At 69.4% G+C, this 23,940-nt stretch carries 25 protein-coding genes; 9 read left to right on the forward strand and 16 right to left on the reverse strand.

All coding sequences use genetic code 11. The features are described from left to right. Positions 1–4 precede the first annotated feature (4 nt). From rlmB to carD, 5 genes are read right to left on the reverse strand one after another with little or no spacing between them, the layout of a single operon-like run. Entirely contained in the window at positions 5–943 is a 939-nt protein-coding gene (rlmB, locus tag U0R18_RS15695) for a 23S rRNA (guanosine(2251)-2'-O)-methyltransferase RlmB (RefSeq protein WP_526369989.1), read from the reverse strand. After that, entirely contained in the window at positions 943–2,358 is a 1,416-nt protein-coding gene (cysS, locus tag U0R18_RS15700; RefSeq protein WP_526370422.1) for a cysteine--tRNA ligase, read from the reverse strand. The genes rlmB and cysS overlap by 1 nt, the downstream gene beginning before the upstream one ends. Positions 2,359–2,372: 14 nt before the next feature. After that, the gene (ispF, locus tag U0R18_RS15705) at positions 2,373–2,876 is read right to left on the reverse strand and encodes a 2-C-methyl-D-erythritol 2,4-cyclodiphosphate synthase (protein WP_526369991.1); all 504 of its coding nucleotides are present in this window, start codon (positions 2,874–2,876) and stop codon (positions 2,373–2,375) included. 1 nt (position 2,877) lies between these two features. Continuing rightward, positions 2,878–3,546 (reverse strand): 2-C-methyl-D-erythritol 4-phosphate cytidylyltransferase, encoded by a 669-nt coding sequence (gene ispD / locus U0R18_RS15710; RefSeq protein ID WP_526369993.1) that lies wholly within the window; start codon positions 3,544–3,546, stop codon positions 2,878–2,880. Positions 3,547–3,564: 18 nt separating this feature from the next. Beyond that, positions 3,565–4,053, reverse strand: a complete 489-nt coding sequence (gene carD / locus U0R18_RS15715) for an RNA polymerase-binding transcription factor CarD (RefSeq protein ID WP_078021125.1) — start codon at positions 4,051–4,053, stop codon at positions 3,565–3,567. A gap of 244 nt (positions 4,054–4,297) precedes the next feature. Between carD and U0R18_RS15720 the strand changes: the two genes are divergently transcribed. The 3 genes from U0R18_RS15720 (at position 4,298) to disA (ending at position 7,465) form a co-directional block, all read left to right on the forward strand. Beyond that, positions 4,298–4,834, forward strand: coding sequence for a copper chaperone PCu(A)C domain-containing protein (locus tag U0R18_RS15720; protein ID WP_526370424.1), 537 nt, complete (start codon positions 4,298–4,300; stop codon positions 4,832–4,834). 67 nt (positions 4,835–4,901) lie between these two features. Further along, positions 4,902–6,383: a DNA repair protein RadA gene (gene radA, locus U0R18_RS15725; protein WP_526369995.1), complete on the forward strand. Its 1,482-nt coding sequence runs from the start codon at positions 4,902–4,904 to the stop codon at positions 6,381–6,383. Further along, on the forward strand, positions 6,380–7,465 hold the full coding sequence (gene disA / locus U0R18_RS15730) for a DNA integrity scanning diadenylate cyclase DisA (protein ID WP_526369997.1): 1,086 nt from the start codon (positions 6,380–6,382) through the stop codon (positions 7,463–7,465). Before radA ends, disA begins: the two co-directional genes overlap by 4 nt. Positions 7,466–7,472: 7 nt before the next feature. Here disA and U0R18_RS15735 read toward each other — a convergent pair whose 3' ends face one another. The 3 genes from U0R18_RS15735 to U0R18_RS15745 are packed head-to-tail and all read right to left on the reverse strand — an operon-like array spanning position 7,473 to position 11,499. Next, positions 7,473–8,255, reverse strand: coding sequence for a hypothetical protein (locus tag U0R18_RS15735; RefSeq protein ID WP_526369999.1), 783 nt, complete (start codon positions 8,253–8,255; stop codon positions 7,473–7,475). A 21-nt stretch (positions 8,256–8,276) separates the two neighbouring features. Beyond that, on the reverse strand, positions 8,277–11,117 hold the full coding sequence (locus U0R18_RS15740; RefSeq protein WP_526370001.1) for an MMPL/RND family transporter: 2,841 nt from the start codon (positions 11,115–11,117) through the stop codon (positions 8,277–8,279). After that, entirely contained in the window at positions 11,110–11,499 is a 390-nt protein-coding gene (locus U0R18_RS15745; RefSeq protein ID WP_526370003.1) for a hypothetical protein, read from the reverse strand. Before U0R18_RS15745 ends, U0R18_RS15740 begins: the two co-directional genes overlap by 8 nt. Positions 11,500–11,642: 143 nt before the next feature. On the opposite strand from U0R18_RS15745, the gene U0R18_RS15750 reads away from it, so the two are divergent. Together U0R18_RS15750 and U0R18_RS15755 are read left to right on the forward strand one after the other, a co-directional pair. Further along, entirely contained in the window at positions 11,643–12,866 is a 1,224-nt protein-coding gene (locus U0R18_RS15750; protein ID WP_526370005.1) for a sensor histidine kinase, read from the forward strand. A 1-nt stretch (position 12,867) separates the two neighbouring features. After that, entirely contained in the window at positions 12,868–13,536 is a 669-nt protein-coding gene (locus U0R18_RS15755) for a response regulator transcription factor (RefSeq protein WP_526370007.1), read from the forward strand. 3 nt (positions 13,537–13,539) lie between these two features. Here U0R18_RS15755 and U0R18_RS15760 read toward each other — a convergent pair whose 3' ends face one another. Beyond that, positions 13,540–14,163 (reverse strand): carbonic anhydrase, encoded by a 624-nt coding sequence (locus U0R18_RS15760; protein WP_526370009.1) that lies wholly within the window; start codon positions 14,161–14,163, stop codon positions 13,540–13,542. Between U0R18_RS15760 and U0R18_RS15765 the strand changes: the two genes are divergently transcribed. After that, the gene (locus U0R18_RS15765) at positions 14,162–15,091 is read left to right on the forward strand and encodes an iron-sulfur binding domain-containing protein (RefSeq protein ID WP_526370011.1); all 930 of its coding nucleotides are present in this window, start codon (positions 14,162–14,164) and stop codon (positions 15,089–15,091) included. The two genes, U0R18_RS15760 and U0R18_RS15765, sit on opposite strands and share 2 nt — an antisense overlap. Positions 15,092–15,166: 75 nt before the next feature. On the opposite strand, the gene U0R18_RS15770 is transcribed toward U0R18_RS15765, so the two are convergent. Beyond that, complete coding sequence (locus U0R18_RS15770; protein ID WP_526370013.1) at positions 15,167–16,120, reverse strand: GlxA family transcriptional regulator; 954 nt, start codon at positions 16,118–16,120, stop codon at positions 15,167–15,169. A 71-nt stretch (positions 16,121–16,191) separates the two neighbouring features. On the opposite strand from U0R18_RS15770, the gene U0R18_RS15775 reads away from it, so the two are divergent. Continuing rightward, positions 16,192–16,425: a hypothetical protein gene (locus tag U0R18_RS15775; protein WP_526370016.1), complete on the forward strand. Its 234-nt coding sequence runs from the start codon at positions 16,192–16,194 to the stop codon at positions 16,423–16,425. On the opposite strand, the gene U0R18_RS15780 is transcribed toward U0R18_RS15775, so the two are convergent. Continuing rightward, complete coding sequence (locus U0R18_RS15780; protein WP_526370018.1) at positions 16,422–17,195, reverse strand: alpha/beta fold hydrolase; 774 nt, start codon at positions 17,193–17,195, stop codon at positions 16,422–16,424. The two genes, U0R18_RS15775 and U0R18_RS15780, sit on opposite strands and share 4 nt — an antisense overlap. Positions 17,196–17,218: 23 nt before the next feature. Between U0R18_RS15780 and mhuD the strand changes: the two genes are divergently transcribed. Both mhuD and U0R18_RS15790 read left to right on the forward strand, forming a co-directional pair. Then, positions 17,219–17,536, forward strand: coding sequence for a mycobilin-forming heme oxygenase MhuD (gene mhuD, locus U0R18_RS15785; RefSeq protein ID WP_526370020.1), 318 nt, complete (start codon positions 17,219–17,221; stop codon positions 17,534–17,536). Then, a complete protein-coding gene (locus tag U0R18_RS15790) occupies positions 17,499–18,860 on the forward strand; it encodes a serine hydrolase (protein WP_526370022.1) in 1,362 nt (453 codons plus the stop codon). Before mhuD ends, U0R18_RS15790 begins: the two co-directional genes overlap by 38 nt. Before the next feature lie 6 nt (positions 18,861–18,866). On the opposite strand, the gene U0R18_RS15795 is transcribed toward U0R18_RS15790, so the two are convergent. The 5 genes from U0R18_RS15795 to lsr2 all read right to left on the reverse strand — a co-directional run bounded on the left by U0R18_RS15795 (position 18,867) and on the right by lsr2 (position 23,874). Further along, positions 18,867–19,418, reverse strand: coding sequence for a histidine phosphatase family protein (locus tag U0R18_RS15795; RefSeq protein ID WP_526370024.1), 552 nt, complete (start codon positions 19,416–19,418; stop codon positions 18,867–18,869). A gap of 81 nt (positions 19,419–19,499) precedes the next feature. Further along, positions 19,500–20,303, reverse strand: a complete 804-nt coding sequence (locus U0R18_RS15800) for a CbtA family protein (protein WP_526370026.1) — start codon at positions 20,301–20,303, stop codon at positions 19,500–19,502. 29 nt (positions 20,304–20,332) lie between these two features. Next, a complete protein-coding gene (locus U0R18_RS15805) occupies positions 20,333–20,545 on the reverse strand; it encodes a CbtB domain-containing protein (RefSeq protein WP_526370028.1) in 213 nt (70 codons plus the stop codon). A 185-nt stretch (positions 20,546–20,730) separates the two neighbouring features. After that, positions 20,731–23,295 carry an ATP-dependent Clp protease ATP-binding subunit gene (locus U0R18_RS15810; protein WP_526370030.1) on the reverse strand — a complete coding sequence of 855 codons (2,565 nt, stop codon included), beginning with the start codon at positions 23,293–23,295 and terminating at the stop codon, positions 20,731–20,733. A gap of 237 nt (positions 23,296–23,532) precedes the next feature. Then, positions 23,533–23,874 (reverse strand): histone-like nucleoid-structuring protein Lsr2, encoded by a 342-nt coding sequence (gene lsr2 / locus U0R18_RS15815; protein ID WP_526370032.1) that lies wholly within the window; start codon positions 23,872–23,874, stop codon positions 23,533–23,535. Positions 23,875–23,940 lie beyond the last annotated feature (66 nt).

Consider the following 23,940-nt stretch of genomic DNA (forward strand, 5'->3'; position numbering starts at 1 on the left):
CGAATCAGCGGCGCTGGCGGGCGATCTCGGCCAGTACCACTCCGGCGGCCACCGAGGCGTTCAGCGATTCCGTCGGGCCGGCCATCGGGATCGACACCACCGCATCGCAGTTCTCCCGGACCAGGCGCGACAGGCCCTTGCCCTCCGAACCGACCACCACCACGGTGGGCCCGGTCGCATCGAGCTCGTCCAGGGTGGTGTCGCCACCCGCATCCAGCCCGACGATCTGCAACCCGGCGTCGCCCCAATCCTTCAGCGTTCTATTGAGATTCGTCGCGCGGGCCACCGGCAGCCGGGCCGCCGCACCGGCACTGGTGCGCCACGCGACCGCGGTCACCGATGCGGAGCGACGCTGCGGGATCAGCACACCGTGTCCGCCGAACGCCGCGGCCGACCGCACGATCGCGCCCAGGTTCCGGGGATCGGAGATGTTGTCGAGCGCGACCAGCAGGGCGGGCATCGCATCGGAGGTGGCCTCCCGCAGCAGATCGGTGGGATGCGCGTACTGGTACGGCGGCACCTGCAGGCCGATACCCTGATGCAGCCCGTTGCTGCTCATCCGGTCCAGGTCGGTACGGGACACTTCGAGGATCGGGATGCCGGAATCGGCTGCCCGCGTGACGGATTCGGTCAGCCGCTCATCGGATTCGGTGCCCAGCGCGACGTAGAGCGCGGTCGCGGGAACACCGGCCCGCAGGCACTCCACCACCGGGTTGCGGCCGAGCACGATCTCGGTGTCGTCGGTCTTCTTCTGCCGGCCCTGCGCCGACCGAGCGGCCTTGGCCGCCCGCTTGCCGGCCGGATGGTGGGGCCGCTCATGGGCCGGCGGAGTTGCGCCCTTGCCCTCGAGCCCGCGGCGCCGGACGCCACCGGACCCGACCGTCGGCCCCTTCTTGGTGCCCGGCTTGCGGACGGCGCCGCGCCGCTGCGAATTGCCGGCCATCAGCGGGCCGTCCCGTCGGCCAGGGACCATTGCGGGCCGTCGGAGGTATCGGTGACCTCGATCCCGGCCGCCTTGAGCCGGTCGCGGATCTCGTCGGCCCGGGCCCAATCCCGTTGTGCGCGAGCATCAGTACGGCCCTCGAGGGCCCATTTGGTCAACACGTCGATGGCGGCCAGGGCCGAGGACGTCTCGTCGCGCGACACCCAGCGCTCGTCGAGCGGGTCGCAGCCGAGGATCCCCATCATGGCCCGGATCGAGGCGGCCTGGGCCATGGCGCCATCGTGGTCGCCGGCATCCAGGGCGCGGTTGCCGTCGGCGCGGGCGGTGTGCACCTCGGCGAGCGCGGCCGGCACCGCCAGGTCGTCGTCGAGCGCGGCGCCGAACCGGTCGGTCCACCGGCCGACCTCGACGACGCCGACCCGGGTGCGTACCCGGTGCAGGAAGTCCTCCAGGCCCACATAGGCCTTCACCGCATCCTGCAATGCCCCTTCGGAGAACTCCAGCATCGACCGATAGTGGGCGCTACCCAGGTAGTACCGCAACTCGGCGGGCCGAACCCGTTGCAGCACTGCGGGAATCGAGAGCACGTTGCCCAGCGACTTGCTCATCTTCTCGCCACCCATGGTGACCCACCCGTTGTGCAGCCAGAACTCCGCGAACCGGTCGCCGGCCGCCCGGGCCTGGGCGATCTCGTTCTCGTGATGCGGGAAAACCAGATCCATTCCGCCGCAATGGATGTCGAACTGCGCCCCGAGGTACTCGTGCGCCATCGCCACGCACTCGGAATGCCAGCCCGGCCGGCCGCGCCCCCACGGCGTCGGCCACGACGGCTCACCGGGCTTGGCGCCCTTCCAGAGGGTGAAGTCCCGCTGGTCACGCTTACCGGTGGCCACGCCCTCGCCCTGGTGCACGTCGTCGATGCGGTGTCCCGACAGCGCCCCGTATTCGGGATAGCTCAGGACGTCGAAGTAGACGTCGCCAGCGCCGGTATAGGCGTGGCCGGTGTCGATCAGCCGCTCGATCAGCTCGACGATCTGAGTGATGTGCCCGGTGGCACGCGGCTCGGCCGACGGCGGCAACACACCGAGCGCGTCGTAGGCGGCGGCGAAGGCCCGCTCGTGGGTCGCGGCCCACTCCCACCACGGCCGGTCCGCGGCGGCGGCCTTCGTGAGGATCTTGTCGTCGATGTCGGTGACGTTGCGGATGAACGCGACATCGAGCCCCTTGGCCAGTAGCCAGCGGCGCAGCACGTCGAATGCGACGCCGCTGCGGACGTGGCCGATGTGGGGCAGCCCCTGCACGGTGGCGCCGCACAGGTAGATCGAGACGTGGCCGGGCCGCACGGGCGTGAACTCACGCACGGCACCGGTCATGGTGTCGTGCAGCTTCAGGCCATTGGCAGCCCCGCGTTCAATCACGACGTGCGAGCTTACCGGCCGTTCGGGGCGGAACCGGCATCGGCGACGACGAGCGCGGTGGCGATGGCGGCCAGGCCTTCACCCCGCCCGGTCAGGCCCAGACCGTCGGTGGTGGTCGCCGAGACCGAGACCGGCGCACCGAGGAGCTCGGAGAGCAGCTGCTGCGCCTCGGCCCGGCGCGGGCCGACCTTGGGCCGGTTGCCGATCACCTGGACCACGGCGTTGCCGATCCGGTAGCCCGCCCCGGCGAGCAGTTCGCGTACGTGCGCGAGCATCACCCGGCCCGTCACACCGGCCCACCGCGGATCGTCGACGCCGAACACGCCGCCGATGTCACCCAATCCGGCGGCCGACAGCAGGGCGTCGCACAGGGCATGCGCGGCCACGTCACCGTCGGAATGGCCCGCACACCCGTCGGCGCCGTCGAACAGCAACCCCAGCAGGTGGCACGGCCGGCCCGGTTCCACGGGGTGCACATCGACGCCCTGCCCGACCCGGGGGAGTGCAGCTCCCACGTCAGAGACCACGGAGCACCGCCCTGGCCAGGGTCAGGTCCAGGGGTGTGGTGATCTTGAAGGCCAGCGGGTCGCCGTCGACCACGTGGACCCGGCCACCGATGTTCTCGACCATGGCCGCGTCGTCGGTGAACGTCCCGGCGCTCCGCTGATGGGCCCGCAACAGCAGCTCGGTGGCGAAGCCCTGCGGTGTCTGCACCGCGCGCAGTCCGGCCCGTTCCGGTGTGCCCAGGACGTCGCCGTTGGCGTCGACGGCCTTGACCGTGTCCGCCAGCGGCAGGCCGGGCACCACCGCGTCGTGGCCGTCGCGCAGCGCGGCCGCGACGCGGGCGATCAGAGCGGGCGGCGTCAATGGCCGCGCGGCATCGTGGATCAGGACGAAATCCGCGGAACCGGCGGCCTCGAGCGCCAGCCGGACGGAATCGCCGCGCTCCGCGCCGCCGGCGACGACGGTCACGGGGTGGTCGGGCGAGAACAGCACGAGCATCGCCTCATCGGTGCGGCCGGGCGGCACGGCGACGACGATCTCGTCGACGGCACCCGATTCTCGCAACCCGATCAGCGCATGCTCGATGAGCGATCTGCCTTCGAGTTCGACGAAGGCCTTCGGAACTCCCGCGCCCAGCCGGTGTCCGGCACCGGCGGCGGGGACGATGGCAACGGTGCGCACGTGAGTGCCCACCGCGGCCTAGGAGGCGGCCGCCAGAACCTCGTCGAGGATGATCTCGGCCTTGGCGTCATCGGTGTTCTCGGCCAGGGCAAGCTCCCCGACCAGGATCTGCCGGGCCTTGGCCAGCATGCGCTTCTCGCCGGCGGACAGTCCGCGCTCCTGATCACGGCGCCACAGGTCGCGAACGACCTCGGCGACCTTGTTGACGTCACCCGAGGCGAGCTTCTCGAGGTTGGCCTTGTACCGGCGCGACCAGTTGGTCGGCTCCTCGGTATGGGGGGCGCGCAGCACCTGGAAGACCTTGTCGAGACCCTCCTGTCCAACCACGTCGCGAACACCGACGTATTCGGCGTTGTCGGCGGGCACCCGTACGGTCAGGTCGCCCTGGGCGACCTTGAGGACCAGATATTCCTTCTGCTCGCCCTTGATGGTCCGGGTTTCGATCGCCTCGATCAACGCAGCACCGTGGTGTGGATAGACAACGGTGTCTCCGACCTTGAAAATCATCAGATTAGAGCCCCTTTCGCTCCACCAGGATAGCACGCGCTGTGACCAAGCGTGATCCAACGATGCAGGTCAGGGGCACAACGGGTTAAGACTGGGGGTTGACAGGGTGTCGTTTACGTGCAACGAACCGCCCTGCGGGGGCCAATGCGGGGCGGGTCCCGGGCGGCGGTTGACGCCGACTACTACGCTGCGTACTAGTCTTCTTCCAAGTCCGTTCCCGAGCAGGAGGCCACCAGTGGTGAGCATGGATAGCCGTCGTACCGCCGCCCGCATCGGGCTGGCCGCCGCCGGACTGGTCGTCGCGGCCACTCTGGCCGGATGCGGCGCCGGGCAGGTCTCCCAGGTCGCCACCCAGGAACCCGCCGTCAACGGCACCCTCGGCAACCTGGGCCCGATCGCTCTGCGCAACGTCCACATCCAGGCCGTCGAGACCGGTGACGCGCTGGAGCCGGGCAGCGACGTCGCCCTGATCCTCGCGGTCGCCAACTCCTCCCCGGACGTCAACGACCGGCTGGTCGGCATCACCACCGACGTCGGCGAGGTGACGCTGACCGGCAATACCGAGGTGCCCGCCCAGGGGATGCTCGCGGTGGGGGTGCCGGACGGCGCCGCGGAGCTGAGCTCCGTGGAGGCCGCGACCGCTGCCGGGGCCTCGGTCGCGCTGACCAAGCCGATCCGCAACGGCCTGACGTACGACTTCACCTTCACCTTCGAGAAGGCCGGCCAGAAGACCCTGGCCGTGCCGATCTCGGCCGGCAACGCATCGCGCCAAGAGGGCTGACCAACAGGCCCGACCGGCAGCGCCGTGTCTGCGCCGATCTGTCGTACCCCCCGGTTACGGTCGCGACGTGACCAGAGCCAGTGCCCGACCGCGCCCGCAGTTCCAGTGCTCGGAGTGCCGGCATGTCACGGCCAAATGGGTGGGCCGCTGCCCGGAATGCGGCACGTGGGGCACCGTTGACGAGGTCGCGGTACTGACCTCGCTGGGCGGCACCGGCCGATCCAAGGTGCCGGTCTCGGCCGCCGTGCCGATCAGCGCTATCGACCCCGACCACACCCGCCACGTCCCCACCGCCGTCGCCGAGCTGGACCGCGTTCTGGGCGGCGGGATCGTCCCGGGGTCGGTCATCCTGCTCGCCGGCGAGCCGGGGGTGGGCAAGTCGACGCTGCTGCTCGAGGTCGTGCACCGCTGGGCGTCGGCCGGGCGTCGCGCGCTGTACGTGTCCGGCGAGGAGTCCGCCGGCCAGATCCGGATGCGGGCCGAACGCACCGGCTGCGCCCACGACGAGGTCTACCTCGCCGCCGAGTCCGACGTGCAGACCGTGCTGGGCCATCTGGACGCGGTGCGCCCGTCGCTGGTCGTCATCGACTCCGTGCAGACCCTGTCCACCACCGAGACCGACGGCGTCACCGGCGGCGTCACACAGGTGCGCGCGGTCACCACGGCGCTGACGGGTTACGCCAAGGCCGGGCCCGGGGTGGCGATGGTCCTGGTCGGTCATGTCACCAAGGACGGCGCCATCGCCGGCCCGCGGTCGCTCGAGCACCTCGTCGATGTGGTGCTGCACTTCGAGGGCGACCGCAACAGCACCCTGCGCATGGTCCGCGGGGTCAAGAACCGGTTCGGCTCCGCCGACGAGGTGGGCTGTTTCCTGTTGCACGACAACGGGATCGAAGGGGTGGCCGACCCGTCCGGGTTGTTCCTGGATCAACGGCCCGAGCCGGTGCCCGGCACCGCGGTGACCGTCACCCTGGACGGCAAGCGACCGCTGATCGGCGAGATCCAGGCGCTGATCGGCACCCAGGAGGTGCCCTCGCCGCGCCGCGCGGTCAGCGGGGTCGACCAGTCCCGGGCGGCGATGACGGCCGCTGTGCTGGACTCGCGCGCCGGCATCCGGATCGGCAAGCACGATGTGTACCTGTCGACGGTCGGTGGCATGCGCTTGACCGACCCGTCGTCGGATCTGGCCGTCGCGCTGGCCATCACCTCCGCGTACGCCGACCTGTGCCTGCCCACGTCGACGGTCGTGATCGGCGAAGTCGGGCTGGCGGGCGATCTGCGCCGGGTCACCGGACTCGAGCGGCGGCTGGCCGAGGCGGCCCGGCTGGGCTTCACCACGGCCATCGTCCCGCCCGGCGTCACCAAACCCCCGCCGGGCATCCGCCTGCTCGAGGTCGCCACCATCCGGGACGCGCTGGCCACCCTGATGAAGATCGCCGTCCGGCCGGCCGGCGCACCGCCCGTGGTCAAACCTCCAACCCGGCCGGACCTCAAAGTCGTGGACCGGCATCCACCCGCGGACGACACAGGGGACAATGGTTGGTCGTGACACCCAGCACCACCGGCCCGACCCTGCGGGACACCATCGGACGCCTGGCCCCCGGCACCGCGCTGCGCGACGGCCTGGAACGGATCCTGCGCGGCCGCACGGGTGCGCTGATCGTGCTCGGGTACGACGAGCGCGTCGAGGGGATCTGCGACGGCGGCTTCGCGCTGGACGTCCGGTACGCCCCCACCAGGCTGCGCGAGCTGTCCAAGATGGACGGCGCGGTCGTGCTGTCCACCGACGGTGAGCGAATCGTCCGCGCCAATGTCCAACTGGTCCCGGATCCGTCCATTCCCACCGACGAGTCCGGCACCCGGCACCGCTCGGCCGAACGTACGGCCATTCAGACCGGCTTTCCGGTGATCTCGGTCAGTCATTCGATGAGCATCGTGACGGTGTATGTGGCCGGTGAACGTCATGTGGTGGCCGATTCGGCCACCATCTTGTCGCGGGCCAACCAGGCCATCGCCACCCTCGAGCGCTACAAGGCCCGCCTCGACGAGGTCAGCCGGCAGTTGTCCACCGGGGAGATCGAGGATTTCGTCACGCTGCGCGATGTGATGACCGTGGTGCAGCGGCTGGAGATGGTCCGTCGCATCGGACTCGAAATCGATTATGACACAGTGGAATTGGGAACCGACGGCCGTCAGCTCCGGCTGCAGCTCGAGGAACTGCTCGGCGGCAACGACACCGCCCGGGAACTGATCGTGCGCGACTACCACGCCAACCCCGACGCCCCGTCGGAGACCGAGGTGGCCGAGACGCTCGACGCACTCGACACCCTCTCCGACGCCGACCTGCTGGACTTCACCGCACTGGCCCAGGTGTTCGGCTATCCATCCACCGTCGAAGCCCAGGACTCGGCGCTGAACTCGCGCGGCTACCGGGCGATGGCCGGCATTCCGCGCCTGCAGTTCGCCCACGTCGACCTGCTGGTACGCACGTTCGGATCCCTACAGGGTCTGCTGGCGGCCAGCGCCACAGATCTGCAGTCGGTCGACGGGATCGGCGCCATGTGGGCCCGGCACGTCCGGGAGGGGCTGTCCCAGCTCGCCGAGTCGACCATCGCCGACCGGCTGGCCTGAGCGGCGCTCAGCCGGCCGGGGCCGGGCCCTCGGGCGGCGGAGCGGGGGCGTCCGGAGCCGGTGGCGGCGCCGGGGCTGCGGGGTCCTGGGCGGACGGTTCCGCGAGCACGAACGGCACCGTCGCCGACCGCAGATTGCCCAGCTGGACCACCAGGTTGTACGTCCCCGGCCCGATGGGCTGACGCGGCAGCGGGCACTGCGGGGCCGAGCCCATCCCCGTCCAGGTGACCTCGGTGGTCACCTGCTCACCGGGATTGAACGACTTCACCAGGGTCTCGTTGGAGGGCGCGCAGTCCAGGTTGGACCACAGCCGCTTGTTGTCCAGGGTGTACACGTAGGCCGCCAGCACCGCCGCGCCCACGTCACGTTGGCAGGCCGTCAGGCCGATATTGGTGACCACCATCGTGAACTTCGGCTGATCGCCGATGACGTAGCGCGGCTCGTTGGTCAGGCCCTTGACGGCCAGCGTCGAATCGGGGCAGTCGTCGCCCGGTTTGAGCACCGGCGGCGGTTCGACGGCCGCCGTCGGCGTCGGCGTGGCCGCGGGGCTCTGCTCGGCGGGCGCCACCACGGGGGTCTTCACGCCGGGGTCCGGCGCCTGGCCCAGCGGCCCCTGCGACGTGTTGGGTTCGGCGGCCTTCTTCGGGGTGCCGGAGCTCCCACCACCGAAGACCATGAACAAGGTTCCGATGACGATGGCCGCCACGAGGCCGGCGACGCCGATGGCCAGCGCCCGGCGGCGGCGGTAGATCTCGGGCGATAACGGCCCGCGCGGTTCCAAATCCAGCACGTTCTCAACGGTAAGGGCAGGTCACCGCAACATGTTCGACCCGGGGCGGCGTGTCGCCACCCTCATCGGACTCACAGGCGGTATTGGCCACCAGAACCACCGGCCCAGCAGCACCGCAACGCTGGGCACCACGAACGCGCGGATCACCAGCGTGTCGATCATCAGACCGATACCGATGGTGGTCCCGATCTGGGCGACGCTGAGCACCGTGCTTCCGGCCAGCGCCGCCATCGTCACGCCGAACACCACTCCCGCGGCCGTCACCGTCGCGCCGGTGGCACCGAACGCCCGGATCAGCCCCGTTCTGGGGCCGGCCGCGCGGACGAAGGTCTCCTCGCGCAGCCGCAGTGTCAGCAACAGGTTGTAGTCGGCGCCGACCGCCAGCAGCGCGATCAACGCGATGGGCGCGACCGCCCAGTGCAGGTCATGGCCGAGCAGGTACTGCCAGACGAGCACCGATGCGCCCACCGCGGCGGCGAACGACACCACGACGGTCCCGACCACCACCAGGGCCGCGACCGGGCTGCGCAGCATGACCAGCATGATCGCGAAGATCAGCACCAGCGCCGTGCCGACCAGCAGACGCATGTCCCGCGCGAGCAGCGTCTGCAGGTCGCGGGTCACTGGCCCGACACCGCCGAGGTAAACCGCGGCCGGCCGCAACGTGCCCTCCTTGGTCGCCTCGTGCACGGCCGTCTCGATCAGTCGCGAGCGCGCGGCGCCGTCGACGCCCCACTCCGGGCCCTCCCCATGGACCAGCAGATAGGCGGCCCGGCCGTCGGTGGACAGCAGGGAATCCATCGCGGCGCGCAGGCGCGGATCCGACAGTGCCTGCTGCGGTAGGTAGAAGCCCCCGTCGGCGCTCCCGCTGAACTGGGCACCCAACTCGCCGAGGTAGTCGGACAGCTGGTGCATATCGGGGCCCATCGCGCCGACAACCTCGGTGACCTCCCGGGCCGACGACCGGGCCCGGGCCAACGCGTCGCGCATCGTCGTCAGCGCCGCCGGGAGACCGTCGAATGCGCCACCGGCCTGCTGCGTGCCGCCACGCAGCCGTGCGGCACTGTCGGCCAGTCCGGCCGATCCGCGCAGCAGTTCGTCGACCGGCGCCACCACCTGATCGACGGCGGCGCACAACATGTTCCCCGGACAGTCCGGCGTCCCGGCGACGAAGTTGCGCAACGGGTCCAGCCGGCCGGACAGCTCGGTGGCCGTGCGCTGGACATCGGCCATGCCGCGTTGCATATCGCCTGCGGCGGACTCGATCTCGGTGAATCCGCCACGGCCGCGGCCGAGCTGCCCGGGCAGACCCGCCACCACGTCCTGCAGCTGCGACAGAGTCGCATCCAGATCGCCGACGCGCTGCAACTGTCCGGTCAACTGGTCGATGGCGTCCCCGAACTGGCGCCCGATGACGCCGGCCTGGTGGCTAATCGTGGCCTCGTCCGGCACCCGGCCGGCCGGCCGACTCGCGGACTGCACGGACCGCACCCCGGGAATCGCCATCAGCGCCCGGCTGACCCGCTCGAGCGCCAGCAGGCCGGCCGGGTTGCGCAGGCTGTGGTCGGCGGTGACGACGACCGCCGTGGGCAGGATCTGGTTGGCGGGGAAGTGCCGGTCGGCGGCGGCGTACCCGCGATTCGATTCCGAACCCGACGGGGTCGCGTCGATCTCGTTCCAGCCGACGCGCATTCCGGCCAACGGCAGGGCCAGCAGCGCGACCAGCCCGATCGCAGCCACCAGCACCGGACCGGGCCAGCGCGCCACCGTCGTCCCCACCCGCCGCCACCGCCGGATCGCGTTGGTCGGGCGCGGCTCGGCGAACCCGAGGCGCGTCGCCAGATCCAGCAGCGCCGGAGTGAGCGTCAGCGAGGCAACCATGACCACGAGAGTTCCTACCGCCGTGGGTATTCCGGCGCTGCGCAACATGCCGACCTTGGCGAACCCGAGCGCGCCGAGCGCAGCGGCGATGGTCAGGGCCGAACCCACGATGACGGGACCCACGCCCCGGCGGGCCAACCCGAGCGCCGAGTCGCGCGGCGTGCCCTGTCGGCGGGCCTCGTGGTAGCGACCGATCAGGAAGATGCCGTAATCGGTTCCCGCGCCGAGCATCAGCGCGGCCAGCAGGGTCACCGAGAACAGCGATACCTCGATGACTCCGGCCTGGCCGAGGGCCGCCACGATCGGGCGGGCGACGGCGAGCGCGACGCCGACCGCGAGCAGTGGGATCGCTGCGGTCACCGGCGACCGGTACAGGATCAGCAACAGCACCAGGATCAACAGCACCGTCGCGCCGGTGATCATCAGCATCTGCCGGTCGATCGCGGCGAACTCGTCGCCGATCGTGGCCCCGGGGCCGGTGACGTAGACGTCGAGGCCCGCCGGCGGCCCGAGTGTCGAGACATCGGTGCGCACCGCCCGGACCGCGTCGCCCGCCTCGGCGGTTCCCAGGTCGCCGACCAGTCGGATCATCACGACCGCCGCGCGACCGTCGGCGCTGACTGCGGCCTCAGCGGTCACCGGATCCGACCACAGGTCGGTCACCGAGGTGACCTGGGCGGAGTCGGCGTGCAGTCGCGAGACCAGGTCGCCGTAGAACCGGCGGTCGTCCCCGGTCAGGCCGGTACTTCGTTCCAGCACAACATAATTGATGTTGTTGCCGGGGCTCTCACCGAACAGCAGTGCCGACTGGCGGACCGCCGTCGAACTCGGGGCATCGGCCGGCATGAACGCCCGGGCGTGCTGTTCGACCACCCGCTCCAGCTGGGGCACCAGCACATTGCCGAGCGCCGCGAGAATCACCCAGACGGAGATGATCAGCAGGGGCCGGATCAGCTCCGCCGGTGATCTCCTCTCACGCAACAATGTCGCGGCGTTTGGGCTGGTTCGGACCGTCGAAGTAGTCCACCATCTGCTGCTCGCCGTGCACCAGCGCGCGCACCCGCACCGACCGGCGCGACGCCGCGCTGACCAGCGCGCTCAGTCCCGGCTGCGCGGCCGCGAGCTGGGCGCGGACGCGTTCCACCGGGATGTCGTCGTACACCGCCTGTTCCAGTTTGGCGCTCAGCGTCGTCATCCACCGTGCGCGCAGCGCCAGCAGCAGGCTGTCCACGTCGCCGAAGAGACGACTCACTTCGGCGAGCTCTTCGGGCGAGAAGTCCAGTGCACGTTCGGGTTCGGCTGCCGCGCGATCGATCGTTCGGGCCATGAAGTCATTGCGTTCGTGAAACTGTGTCCAAGTCATACCGCGACGCTACGAGCGCCGGGCACACCGCCGCGTCGTGCCACGGTCCGGACTCGGCCCTCCTACCGTGGTAGGACAACGGCGGTCAGCGGTACGACCGCGGAACGATGTACCGGGCCGGGCCGCGCCTCTAGGATGGTGCGGTGCTGGGTGAGCTGGCCACCTACCTGGGTGACCGAATCCGCCAGCGGGGTGAACTGATCCCGCTGGGGTTCTCGTGGACGTTCGCCGTCGTCGTGGACGTGACAATGGCCGCCATCCTGGTGGTCGCTATGCTTCAGCGTCCACCCGCCGACCTCGCGATCTGCCTGCTGGCGATCTTCCTCGCGGTCATTCCCGACGTCTGGTTCTTCTTCTCCTCCACGAAGTTCCATCCCGCCGTGATGTGGGTGTTCGCGATGATCACCACCGCTCTCCTGTTGTTCGCCACCAGCACTCCCGTCGAATCCGACTTCGCCCCGCTATTGCTGGTCCTGGCGGTCGGCGCCACGGTGGCGATGAGCCCACCGCTGTTCGGGGTGATGGTGTCGGCGTCGAGCGCGGCGCTGCTGGTGGCCGCGGGTCAGGCCGGTCGGCTCGACGGCCTGCTGCTCTACCTCCCGGTGCTCGGGATGGGCTGGCTGGTCGGGTTCTTGATGCAGACGCAGCGCAAGCTGATGATCAAACAGGAGGAGAACCAGGCCGCCCTGGCCGAACACGCGGTCACCGACGAAAGGAGACGGATCGCGCGGGAGGTGCACGACGTCATCGCGCACTCGCTGAGCGTGACGCTGCTGCACGTCACCGCCGCCCGCCGGGCGCTGCAGCAGGACCGCGACGTCGACGATGCGCAGGAGGCCCTCGAGGATGCCGAACGGCTGGGCCGGCAGGCGATGGCCGACATCCGCCGTACGGTGGGACTACTCGACGACGGGAATGCCCGGATGGCTCCCGAACCGGGCGTCGACGACATCGGCGCCCTGGTGGACGATTTCACGAAGGCCGGGATGAACGTGCGACTGCGGATCGACGGGCCCACCGGGCGGGTCTCGGCGGCCGAAGGTCTTGCACTGTACCGGATCACCCAGGAGTCCCTGGCCAACATCGCCAAACACGCGCCGCAGACCGGGCCCGTCGTCACGCTGCGCATCACGCCTGCGACGGCAGAGCTGTCGATCACCAACCGGCTGCCCGTGACGGTGGGTGCGGCTCGAAATTCGGAGGGACGCGGGTTGCACGGTATGCGGCAGCGGGTGGAGTTGCTCGGCGGCGACATCGATGTCGGCCCGGCGCAAGGTAATTGGCACGTGCGGGCGTCGATTCCGTTGACCGACAATGGATCCGGCGGTTTCTCTGGATCCAGCCGGGTACCCTGGTGCACCGGCTGACATGACCACCACCGGCGACACCCCCGATATCACCGTCATCCTGGTCGATGATCAGGAACTGGTCCGCTCCGGGCTGCGCCGGATCCTGCGCCGCAAGGACGGTTTCGTGATCGTGGCGGAGTGTTCCGACGGCGACGAGGTGCCCGCCGCGGTGGCCGAGCACCGGCCCGACATCGTGGTGATGGATCTGCGGATGAAACGGGTGGACGGCATCGAGGCCACCCGCCGGCTCGCCGGTCCGGACGCCCCGCCGGTGCTGGCCCTGACGACCTTCAACGAGGACGAACTGCTGTCCGGGGTGCTACGCGCCGGCGCGGCCGGGTTCGTCCTGAAAGACTCCTCGGCCGAGGAACTCATCCGCGCGGTGCGGGCTGTCGCCGCCGGCGACAGCTACCTCGATCCGGCGGTCACCTCGCGGGTGCTGCAGACCTACCGGCACGCCACCCCGGCGCCTGCGACCGTCGCCGTCGAGGAACTCACGGCCCGAGAGGCCGGTGTGCTGACGCTGATCGCCAAGGGCCGGTCCAACGCCGAGATCGCCGCCGAACTGTTCATCTCCGAGGTGACGGTCAAGACCCACATCGGGCGGATCTTCCTCAAGCTCGGCCTGCGCGACCGCGCCGCGGCGATCGTGTACGCCTACAACCACGGCATCGTGGTGCCGCAGTAGCGGTCAGTCGGCCTCGCCGACGTCGCCCAGGTGCGCTCGCAGAGCGGCCTTCCCGTCGGCCAGGTGGTAGGTGACGCCGGCGATGGCCAGCGTTCCCGCGTTGACCCGCTCGGCGATGGCCGTGGACCGGGCCATCAGCTGCGCGCCGGTCTCGATCACGTGGCGGGCCTCGAACTCGTCGACGCGGGTCAGGCCGTCGCGCCGGCCCAACAGGATCGACGAGGTGACCCGCTCCACCACGTCGCGGACATAGCCGCCCGGCACGGCGCCGTCATCCAGGGCCGAGATGGTGGCCTTGACCGCGCCGCAGCTGTCGTGACCGAGCACGACGATCAGCGGCACATTGAGGATCTCCACGGCGTATTCGATCGAGCCGAGTACGGCCGAGTCGATGACGTGGCCCGCGGTGCGCACCACGAACATGTCACCGAGACCCTGGTCGAAGATGATCTCGGCCGCCACCCGGCTGTCGGCGCAGCCGAACACCACGGCGGTGGGCTTCTGCTCGGAGGCCAGGGCGGCGCGGTGCTCGATGCTCTGACTGGGGTGCACGGGCTGGCCGGCGACGAAGCGCTCGTTACCCTCCTTGAGTGCCTTCCAAGCGGTCACAGGACTGGTATTCGGCATGGCTGCCATTGTGCCCTGCCACGTCCGGACGCATGCGATGAGCCTGCCTCCCGGTGAGTTGATCGCCTGGTTCGACCGCGAGGGCCGCGACCTGCCCTGGCGTGCGGAAGGGGTGAGCGCGTGGCAGATCCTGGTCAGCGAGTTCATGCTGCAGCAGACCCCGGTGGCCCGGGTCCTGCCGATCTGGATCGACTGGGTGGCCCGCTGGCCGACCCCGTCGGCCACCGCCGCGGCCGGGTCGGCCGACGTGCTGCGGGCCTGGGGCAAGCTGGGGTATCCGCGCCGGGCCAAGTGGCTGCACGAGTGCGCCGTCGCGATCGCCCGCGACCACGGCGACGTTGTGCCCGCCGACGTGGCGGCCCTGGTGGCACTGCCGGGCATCGGCAGTTACACCGCCCGTGCGGTGGCCTGTTTCGCCTACCGGCAAGCGGTGCCCGTCGTCGACACCAACGTGCGGCGGGTGATCGCGCGGGCCGTGCACGGCCGCGCCGATGCGGGCTCCCCGGCGCCCGTCCGTGACGAGGCGGACGTCGTCGTGCTGTTACCGGAAGACGCACTGGCGCCGCGCTTTTCGGCCGCACTGATGGAGCTGGGCGCGCTGGTCTGCACGGCCCGCAACCCGAAGTGCGGGGTGTGCCCGCTGAGTCACTGCGCGTGGCGGGCGGCGGGCTTTCCGCCGGGTGACGGTGTGGCCAAGCGGGTGCAGAAGTATGCCGGCACGGATCGGCAGGTTCGCGGCCGCCTGCTGGATGTGTTGCGCGGCAACGATTTTCCGGTGACCCGTGCGCAGCTGGACACCGCGTGGCTCACCGATACCGCGCAGCGCGACCGCGCGCTGGATTCACTGTTGGTCGACGGGCTGGTGGAGCAGACGGCGGACGGCCGGTTCGCGCTCGCCGGCGAAGGCGACGATGGGCGCGAATCTTGATCTGCTCAGCGCTGGCTGCGACAAAAGTCGAGTAGATCTCGCAGAGGACGCAGAACAGATGCCCGGGGGAAGGACTCAGGCGGCGAAGCTGCGGCGGTAGTCCGACGGGGTGACGCCGATGATTCGCCGAAAGTGGTGCCGCAGCAGCGTGGCACTCCCGAAGCCGCTACGCTCGGCCACCCGGTCGATCTCGAGGTCGGTCTCCTCGAGCAGTCGGCGCGCGTAGAGCACCCGCTGATCGGTGATCCACTGCATCGGAGTGGTGCCCGTCTCGTCGACGAACCGGCGGGCGAAGGTCCGCGCCGACATGTTCGCCCGGCGCGCCAGCGTCGCCACAGTGTGCGGTTGCTCCAGGTTGGCGATGATCCAATCCAGCTGGGGGGCAAAGCCTTCCGAGCACCTCGGCGGTATCGGCTGGTCGATGTACTGCCGTTGACCGCCGTCGCGCTGCGGCGGCACGACCATGCGCCGGGCGATGACGTTGGTGGTCGCACTGCCGAGTTCGCGGCGCACCAGATGCAGGCAGGCGTCGATCCCGGCGGCCGTGCCCGCGCTGGTGATCAGGTTGCCGTCATCGACGAAGAGCACGTTGCGGTCCACCCGGGCGGTGGGGTACTGCCGGGACAACTCGTCGGCGTGCATCCAGTGCGTCGTGCAGGGCCGGCCGTCCAGCAGTCCGGCCGCACCCGCGACGAAGGCGCCCGAGCACACGGTCAGGATGATCGATCCGGCATCGGCGGCCGCCCGTAGGGCGTCGAGCGCCGCGCGTGGGTAGCCGGCCGCGCCGGGGTCGTGGATCGCCGGGACGGCAACCAGATCCGCGCCGTGCAGCGCCGACAGGTCGTGATCGGGGACCACCGACGCCCCGACCGACGTCCGTACGGGCACCCCCGCCACCGGGCCGCAGATCTTGAAGTCGAAGTTGGGCACCCCGTCGGCGGTTCGGTCGATGCCGAACACCTCGCAGACGACTCCGAACTCGAACGGCGCCAGGCCGTCGAGCACCAGCGCGCTGACCGTTTCCAGCATGGCAGTATCTTATTGCACAGCGTCAGTGCTGCCACTGTTGGCGGGATCTTTTTGTCAGCATAGTTACTGCCATGAACACACTGATCCAATTCCTGCTCATCCTGGCGGTCCTGCTCGGACCGTTCGCCGTGGTGGCGGCCCTGGCCGGACGTGCCCGCCGTGACGGCCACTTGCGCTGGCATTTCGACCAGTTCCGATTCGCCGCACCGATGGCCGGCCGGCTGTTCTCCGATGATGACGCCGATCTGCGCCGGGTTGAACACGACATCGAGGCGATCCGCACCCGGTTCGACCATCACCGCTAGCCCGTGAGATCCCCCAGGAACGACTCCACCGCGTCGCGATATATCTCGGGGGCATCGTCGTGGACCAGATGACCCGCCTCCGGAGCGCTGACGTATGTTGTGCGATAACCGATTTCGCTCATTCTGCGCATCTGCCCCGGCGGGGTCACCGAGTTGCCCGCCTCGATCAGCAGCGTCGGCACGCGCACCGCGCGCCACTGCTCCCAGTAGTCGCGAGTGCCCCATTGCGCGGCGATCTGCACCCACCATTGCGGCCGGCCGTGCAGCCGCCAACCAGTGTCGGTCCGGTCGAACGCCTCGGCGAAGTACCGGCCGGCCACCGGTCCGAATTCATCGATCACGGCCTGTTCGGTCGGGAACTCGACCGGCAGCGCGTGCACCCAGGGCTCCCACGGCCCGGTGGTGCGCCCGCGGAAGTCCGGTGCCATGTCCTCGACCACCACCGCGGACACCGTTCCGGGCCGGGCGGCCGCCAGACACCATGAGTGCAGGCTGCCCATCGAATGACCGACCAGGATCGCCGGGCCGGGCAGCGCATCGAGCACGTCACCCAGATCGGCGACGAATCGCTCGGTGCTGATCGCCTGCGAATCCGGCACGTCTCGGCCGCGGTGCCACGGCGCGTCGTAGGTGTAGACCGAACCGAATTCCGTCAACCAGGGAATCTGCCGGGACCACGTCGACCCCCGGCCCATCAGCCCGTGCACCAGGACCACCGGTGCACCGGTACCCCCGCGGTAGGTGACGTGGCGCAACGGGTCGACCGGCATACCCCGCACGGTAGCCTTGCCCCATGGCCGTGGTGAAGATCAACGCAATCGAGGTGCCCGAGGGCGCTGGACCCGAACTGGAGAAGCGCTTCGCGCATCGTGCGCACGCCGTCGACAACCAGCCGGGCTTCCTGGGCTTCCAGCTGCTGCGTCCCGTCAAGGGCGACAACCGCTACTTCGTGGTGACGCAGTGGGAATCCGACGACGCCTTCCAGGCCTGGGCCAACGGCCCGGCGATCGAGGCGCATCGTGGCGAGCAAAAGAACCCGGTGGCCTCCGGGGCGTCGCTGCTCGAGTTCGAGGTTGTGCTCGACGTTGCCGGGTCCGACGCGAAGGCTTAGCCGGGTACTGGCGCCGCTCTGCGGCGCCGTCCTGGTCATCGGCTCCGTCGGGGGGTGCACATCGTCATCGACTCCTTCGGCCAGCGCCGGTGACGCGGGTGCACGGATCAGCATCAACACCCCGCAGGGTGTACGCGCCAAGCAGATCGTCGACATGCTCAACTCCGACTGGCCGATCGGCCCGGTCGGGATCAAGACGCTCGCCGCGCCCAACCAGGTCGACTACGTCGGCACGGTCATGGACAACCTGTGGTGGGAACGCCCCTACCGGGTTGCCGGGGTCGACATCCGGGCCGGCGCGGCGACCCTGCACCTGTCGACGTCCTACGGCGCGCGCCAGGACATCGAACTGCACACCGGCGACGACACCCTGGTCGACGGGTTCGCCGTCACCACCGTGCCGCCGGTGATCCACTCCTGGGCCGACGTCGACGCCGCCCTGGCGAACTCCGGCGGCCGCTACTCGTACCGCGTCTCCCGGGTGGTCGACGGCCGCTGCGAGCAGTTCGCCGGATCGAACACCGCCGACTCACTGCCACTGGCGTCCATCTTCAAGCTCTACGTCCTCTACGCCGTGGCGGAGGGCGTCAAGGCCGGCACCGTGTCCTGGGACGACCAGCTGACCATCACCGACGAGGGCAAGACCGTCGGCTCGTCGGCATTCGACAAGATGCCCGCCGGCACCCGGATCTCGGTCCGCACGGCCGCCGGCAAGATGATCGCCAACAGTGACAACATGGCCACCGATCTGCTGATCAACCGGGTCGGCACCCGGGCCGTCGAACGTGCGCTGGCCGACGCCGGCCATCACGACCCAGCCAGCATGACGCCGTTCCCCACGATGCACGCACTGTTCCAGATCGGTTGGGGTGAACCAGATCTGCGGGAGCAGTGGAAGACCGCCGATCAGCGCGGCCGGGCCAAACTGCTCGCCGAGGTCAGCCCGCGACACTACGAACCCGATCCGCTGCGCACGCATTCGCCGGCATCGGCCTACGGGGCCGAGTGGTACGGCAACGCCGAGGACATCTGCCGGGTGCATGCGGCGCTGCAGACGATCGCCACCGGGGCCGCCGCGCCGGTCAAGGAGATCATGTCGAACATCCCCGGCATCGATCTGGACCGGACCCAGTGGCCCTACATCGGGGCCAAGGCCGGAAACCTGCCCGGGGAACTGACGTTCAGCTGGTATGCGGTGGACCGCACGGGACAGCCGTGGGTGGTCAGCCTTCAGACCAACTGGAACCGCTTCCACGGCACCACCACCGGCGGCTGGCTGATGATGATCATCAAGGGCATGTTCGGGATGATCCCGATCCGGTGACCCCGGTCAGGCCCGCACGCGCAGCGTCCAGGCACCCCCGCGGAAATGCAGCAGGGTAGTGCTCACGGGCTCGATATCGATGCGCCAGAACGAGTTTGCCGTCGCGTCGAGGGTCAGCATGATGGCGGCACGGACCACCGCCGGATGGGTGACCGCGGTGATGCGGGACTGCTTGGAGGTGATCGACCCGAGCCAGTCGCGCACCCGGCACATCAGGTCCACCACGGACTCACCACCGTGCGGCGCGGTGCGCGGATCGGTCAGCCAGATGGCCAACTCGGCCGGATCGATGGCCTCGAGGGTCTTGCCGCGCCACGCGCCGAAATCCAGATCGCTCAGCCGCTGATCGATGTCGGCGTCCAGGCCCAGCAACTCCGCCGTCTGGCGGGTGCGCTTCTCGGGCCCGCACTGGGCGCGGGCGACGGGGCCGAGGTCGGCCGCGCCGATCACCTGGCGGTGGCCGAGCCCGTTGAGCGCTTCGTCGATGGGGAACCGTCCGGCCGACAACGCCGAGGTCATCGCATGCGACACGAGTGTCAGCCGGACGATCTTGGTCACCTGATAACACTCCCCTGCCCGCGGCTCCGATGCCGGTAACCTACCCGGCCCCGCCGTCGGTCCCCGCGGAATGGGTGAATGTCAGGACGCGGTCAGCCGCTCTGTTCGCTTTGTGTCCAGCAACCGCGACAGCATCGCGGCGCCGGCCAGTCCGATGGTGGTCCAGATGATCACCTGGGTGCCCAGCGCGAACAACCGGAACTCGTACAGATCCGCCGCCGGGAAACCGGGGAACACGATGGTCCCGGCCGCATCCTCGATGGGCCCGGGTGTCTCGTCGACAGTCGGCAGTACCAGCATCAGGACGGCCACCGCGACGACGTAGGCCGCGCCGGCGAGCAGGGTCGCATTCCAGACCCCGAACCGCGGCGCCAGCTGGCTGCCGAGATACACCGCGGCCACCATCAGCAGCGCGGACAGCGCGACCAACAGGATGTAGAGCAGCGCCCGCTCCTTGATGGTGGTGTCCAGGCTGGTCGCCGGCGGGTTCGGCGGGTACTTCAACGCCGGTACGACCCACAGCGAGATCAGCATGGCCCCGGCCACCAGGACCGACAGCGTCCGGGCGGTGATGTTGTCGGTGCGGCTGTAGACGACGCAGAACACGACGGCGAACAGCGCACCCAGGGCGACGCTGAAGGCCAGCACCCCGAGGCCCATGCCGACCGTCGACTGCACCGCGCGGGTGAACAGCTCCGCGCCCTCTTCGTGGTGGTGGCCGTGTGCGGCAGCGGCCTCCATCGCCTCATGGGCGGCCGCCGAGCCGTCCTCGAAGTCGATGGCCCGCCCGACGATGGGCTCGATGAAGATCTTCGACCAGATGAAGGCCAGTACACCGGCCAGGGCGCCGGCCAGGATGCCGCGCCAGATGACGTGCTTTTCCATGTTCAGTTCTCGATTTCCCGTCGGCCGCGTCAGTGGCAGGGGAAGCCGAGGAGGTGGCGTGCGTCGTGCACGAACTCATGGATGTACATGTTGTCGCCGAAGACCGAGGTGGCGCCCTGGTCCACACCGACGAAGTAGAGCACCAGCAGCGCGAGGAAGGCGGTCAGGCTCAGCCAGGCGACGGCCTTGGCGGCGGACAGGTCGATACCGCGAGCGGTACTGCGCGTCTGTGGTGCGGTCATGTCGGTTTCCTTTCGGGGATCACGCGTCCCGGGTCAGGCGGGGTGACGGGCCGGGGTCTGACTGTGACAGTGGCGCGACCGTTCTGGAGTTACACCAGATTCCTCGACTCGTCGGTTACCGGGCGATCCTACGACAAACGGGCGGCCACCCCCAATGGGGAGTGGCCGCCCGTTCGACATTCGTGCTAATCGGCCGCCGGTGCAACTCCGGCCGATCCCGCGGCCGAGCCCGACGCACCCGCACCGGCGAGGTCCGCGTCCTCGACCGGGCGCGGTTTGGGTGCGCCGCTGAAGGTGAACTTCGCGTCCTCGCCGGAGCCTTCGCCGTCCCAGCCCTCGACGCCGACCGTCACGATCTGACCCGGTCCGACCTCGTCGAACAGGATCTTCTCGCTCAGGGCGTCCTCGATCTCGCGCTGGATGGTCCGGCGCAGCGGCCGCGCACCGAGCACCGGGTCGAACCCGCGCTTGGCCAGCAGCGACTTGGCCTGATCGGTGAGCACCATCTCCATGTCCTTGGCCGCCAACTGCTTGGACACCCGGCCGACCATGAGGTCGACCATCTGGATGATCTCGTCCTGGGTCAGCTGGTGGAAGACGATGATGTCGTCGATCCGGTTGAGGAACTCGGGCCGGAAGTGCTTCTTGAGCTCGTCGTTGACCTTGAGCTTCATCCGCTCGTAGTTGTTCTCCCCACCGCCGGACGTGAAGCCCAGGCCCACCGCCTTGGAGATGTCGGAGGTGCCCAGGTTGGACGTGAAGATCAGCACCGTGTTCTTGAAGTCGACGGTGCGGCCCTGGCCGTCGGTCAGACGGCCGTCCTCGAGAACCTGCAGCAGGGTGTTGTAGATCTCCTGGTGCGCCTTCTCGATCTCGTCGAACAGCACCACCGAGAACGGCTTGCGCCGGACCTTCTCGGTGAGCTGGCCGCCCTCCTCGTAGCCGACGTAGCCCGGAGGGGCACCGAACAGCCGCGAGGCGGTGAAGCGGTCGTGGAACTCGCCCATGTCGATCTGGATGAGTGCGTCGTCGTCGCCGAAGAGGAACTCCGCCAGCGCCTTGGACAGCTCCGTCTTACCGACACCGGACGGGCCGGCGAAGATGAACGAACCGGACGGCCGCTTGGGATCCTTGAGCCCGGCGCGGGTACGCCGGATGGCCTTGGAGACAGCCTTGACGGCGTCCTCCTGGCCGATGATCCGCTTGTGCAGTTCGTCCTCCATGCGCAGCAGGCGGGTGGTCTCGGCCTCGGTCAGCTTGAACACCGGGATGCCGGTCCAGTTGCCCAGCACCTCGGCGATCTGCTCGTCGTCGACCTCGGCGACCACGTCGAGATCGCCTGAGCGCCACTGCTTCTCGCGCTCGGCCCGCTGCGCGACGAGCTGCTTCTCCTTGTCGCGCAGGTTGGCCGCCTTCTCGAAGTCCTGCGCGTCGATCGCGCTCTCCTTCTCGCGGCGGGCGTCGGCGATCTTCTCGTCGAACTCGCGCAGGTCGGGCGGCGCGGTCATCCGGCGGATGCGCATCCGGGCGCCGGCCTCGTCGATCAGGTCGATCGCCTTGTCCGGCAGGAACCGGTCGTTGATGTAGCGGTCGGCCAGGGTGGCCGCGGCCACCAGCGCCGGATCCGTGATGGACACCCGGTGGTGCGCCTCGTACCGGTCGCGCAGACCCTTGAGGATCTCGATGGTGTGTTCGACGGTGGGCTCACCGACCTGCACCGGCTGGAACCGGCGCTCGAGGGCGGCGTCCTTCTCGATGTACTTGCGGTACTCGTCCAGCGTGGTGGCACCGATGGTCTGCAGCTCCCCGCGGGCCAGCTTGGGCTTGAGGATGGACGCGGCGTCGATGGCACCTTCGGCGGCCCCGGCGCCGACGAGGGTGTGCAGCTCGTCGATGAACAGGATGATGTCGCCGCGGGTGTTGATCTCCTTGAGCACCTTCTTCAGGCGCTCCTCGAAGTCACCGCGGTACCGGCTGCCGGCCACCAGTGAACCGAGGTCCAGGGTGTAGAGCTGCTTGTCCTTCAGCGTCTCGGGCACCTCGCCGTGCACGATGGCCTGCGCCAGGCCCTCGACGACGGCGGTCTTGCCGACGCCCGGCTCGCCGATGAGCACCGGGTTGTTCTTGGTGCGCCGCGACAGCACCTGCATGACCCGCTCGATCTCCTTCTCGCGCCCGATGACCGGGTCGAGCTTGCCCTCCATGGCGGCGGCGGTCAGGTTGCGGCCGAACTGGTCGAGCACCAGCGACGTGGACGGGGAACCGGCCTCGCCACCGCGCCCGCCGCTGCCGGCCTCGGCGGTCTCCTTGCCCTGGTATCCGCTGAGCAGCTGGATGACCTGCTGGCGCACCCGGGTCAGTTCGGCGCCCAGCTTCACCAGGACCTGGGCGGCAACGCCTTCGCCCTCACGGATCAGGCCGAGCAGAATGTGCTCGGTGCCGATGTAGTTGTGGCCGAGTTGCAGGGCCTCACGCAGGCTGAGTTCGAGCACCTTCTTGGCCCGCGGAGTGAACGGGATGTGCCCGGACGGCGCCTGCTGGCCCTGGCCGATGATCTCCTCGACCTGGCTGCGCACGCCCTCGAGCGAGATGCCCAGCGACTCGAGCGACTTGGCGGCGACGCCCTCACCCTCGTGAATCAGTCCCAGCAGGATGTGCTCGGTGCCGATGTAGTTGTGGTTGAGCATCCGGGCCTCTTCCTGGGCCAGGACGACAACACGACGGGCACGGTCGGTGAATCTCTCGAACATCCGTGATTACCTGCTCTCCTTGATCGGGCGCTCATGCACGATCCGCACGTGGAACAGGGTGCACAGCGCCTTGCCGACCACTGTAGTGGGCATGGCCCCCGGGTGCTTTACCTTGGTGGCCCGCCACGGGATCGACTCGACGGAGCAACGACGGGAACTGCGTAATCGTTTCCCGGATATGGCGGAGGTTCGCGACCAGCGAACGGCACCCCGGCTTCGGCAGGGCGCGCCCGCGGGTCAGGTGGCCGCGTGGAAGGCGTCGATGACGTCGGCCGGGATGCGGCCGCGGGTCGACACGTTGTGACCGTTGCGGCGGGCCCAGTCCCGGATGGCCGCGCTCTGCTCGCGGTCGATGGCCGCCCGGCCGCGGCCCGAACCGCCCGACCGGCCGCGCCGGCGGCCGCCCACCCGGCGACCCGCCTCGACCCACTTCTTCAGGTCGTTGCGCAACGCTTTCGCATTCTTGGCGGAAAGATCGATCTCGTAAGTGACACCATCGACGGAAAATTCGACAGTTTCATCGGCGGCACCCTCACCGTCAAAATCGTCGACCAATGTGACGGTAACCTTTTTTGCCATTAGTGTGCCGACCCTTCTACCTCACGGGATATACACATACGCACGCCCCGAACTCGCGGGAATCAC

The organism is Mycobacterium sp. (genome assembly GCF_046330795.1).
Taxonomy (GTDB): domain Bacteria; phylum Actinomycetota; class Actinomycetes; order Mycobacteriales; family Mycobacteriaceae; genus Mycobacterium.

What these genes read in the sequence shown, in the direction of transcription:
- carD (WP_078021125.1), bottom strand. Translation starts at nt 4,053, where the DNA reads ATGATTTTCAAGGTCGGAGACACCGTTGTCTATCCACACCACGGTGCT.
- U0R18_RS15755 (WP_526370007.1), top strand. Translation starts at nt 12,868, where the DNA reads ATGACCACCACCGGCGACACCCCCGATATCACCGTCATCCTGGTCGAT.
- U0R18_RS15720 (WP_526370424.1), top strand. Translation starts at nt 4,298, where the DNA reads ATGGATAGCCGTCGTACCGCCGCCCGCATCGGGCTGGCCGCCGCCGGA.
- U0R18_RS15745 (WP_526370003.1), bottom strand. Translation starts at nt 11,499, where the DNA reads ATGACTTGGACACAGTTTCACGAACGCAATGACTTCATGGCCCGAACG.
- lsr2 (WP_526370032.1), bottom strand. Translation starts at nt 23,874, where the DNA reads ATGGCAAAAAAGGTTACCGTCACATTGGTCGACGATTTTGACGGTGAG.
- U0R18_RS15800 (WP_526370026.1), bottom strand. Translation starts at nt 20,303, where the DNA reads ATGGAAAAGCACGTCATCTGGCGCGGCATCCTGGCCGGCGCCCTGGCC.
- U0R18_RS15780 (WP_526370018.1), bottom strand. Translation starts at nt 17,195, where the DNA reads ATGCCGGTCGACCCGTTGCGCCACGTCACCTACCGCGGGGGTACCGGT.
- mhuD (WP_526370020.1), top strand. Translation starts at nt 17,219, where the DNA reads ATGGCCGTGGTGAAGATCAACGCAATCGAGGTGCCCGAGGGCGCTGGA.
- U0R18_RS15805 (WP_526370028.1), bottom strand. Translation starts at nt 20,545, where the DNA reads ATGACCGCACCACAGACGCGCAGTACCGCTCGCGGTATCGACCTGTCC.
- U0R18_RS15810 (WP_526370030.1), bottom strand. Translation starts at nt 23,295, where the DNA reads ATGTTCGAGAGATTCACCGACCGTGCCCGTCGTGTTGTCGTCCTGGCC.
- rlmB (WP_526369989.1), bottom strand. Translation starts at nt 943, where the DNA reads ATGGCCGGCAATTCGCAGCGGCGCGGCGCCGTCCGCAAGCCGGGCACC.
- U0R18_RS15765 (WP_526370011.1), top strand. Translation starts at nt 14,162, where the DNA reads ATGGCTGCCATTGTGCCCTGCCACGTCCGGACGCATGCGATGAGCCTG.
- U0R18_RS15770 (WP_526370013.1), bottom strand. Translation starts at nt 16,120, where the DNA reads ATGCTGGAAACGGTCAGCGCGCTGGTGCTCGACGGCCTGGCGCCGTTC.
- U0R18_RS15760 (WP_526370009.1), bottom strand. Translation starts at nt 14,163, where the DNA reads ATGCCGAATACCAGTCCTGTGACCGCTTGGAAGGCACTCAAGGAGGGT.
- U0R18_RS15775 (WP_526370016.1), top strand. Translation starts at nt 16,192, where the DNA reads ATGAACACACTGATCCAATTCCTGCTCATCCTGGCGGTCCTGCTCGGA.